The sequence below is a fragment of the uncultured Luteimonas sp. genome, assembly GCF_947492465.1.
Taxonomy (GTDB): Bacteria; Pseudomonadota; Gammaproteobacteria; order Xanthomonadales; family Xanthomonadaceae; genus Luteimonas.
Genome location: NZ_CANLNF010000030.1, coordinates 1 through 806 on the forward strand (window position 1 = coordinate 1; position 806 = coordinate 806).

Sequence of the window (806 nt, forward strand, 5' to 3'; positions counted from 1 at the left end):
ATCGACAGCCGCTGCTCGCTGATCGCCGGGCGCGTGATGTAGCGGCACAGCTTTTCGAGCTTGTGGCTTTCGTGTGCTTCCGCGGCCACGCCGGCATGCAGCGAGAAGCCGCCGACCTTGCCGGCATCGCCCTCCAGCGAGCCTGCGTCACCGGGCAATGTTTGCAGCGTGACGACCTTGCGGCCAGCGTCGCGACCGGTGGCGATGCGGTAGGTCATCGAACTCATCCGCAGCCCATCCATGCCGTCGTCGCTACCCGCGCTGTCGGACAGGAACACGGATTCGTCTTCGCCTTCGAGCCAGCCGCGGCGCGACAGGTGCCGGCACACGCGATGCGCGATGGTGTTGGCGAGCTGCGTCAGTTGCGCAGAGGTGGGGGCGCGGCGCAGGCGCGGCTTGCGCCGCGGGGGCTCGACGTTCGCGTCGTACACGCCGTCGAGCCACAGCATGTGGAAGTGGATGTTGAGATTCAGCGCGCTGCCGAAGCGCTGGATCAGGGTCACCACGCCGCATTGCGCCGTATCCCGCGGCACGCCGGCCTGATCGGCAAGCCAACCGGCGATCACACGATGCACGATGCCCAGCACCGGGCTGATGGCCTCCGGCTTGCTGGCGAACAGGAAGCGCAACGGGTAGGGGAAACTCAGCACCCATTGCCGCACCGGCCGCGGGCCGAACACCTCGTCCACCAGATGCCGCGCCGACTCGGCCATGCGCCGTGCGCCGCAGCTCGGGCACAGCCCGCGCTTCTTGCAGGAATACGCCACCAGCCTCTCGGCACGACAGTGCTCGCAGACCACGCGCAG

Annotated in this window: 1 protein-coding gene; it reads right to left on the bottom strand. The window is 68.4% G+C overall.

Annotated features, from left to right (window positions below; translation table 11 throughout):
• Positions 1 to 806, bottom strand: an 806-nt coding sequence (locus tag Q0863_RS18430; RefSeq protein WP_298581761.1) for a transposase, incomplete at both ends; no start/stop codon positions are given.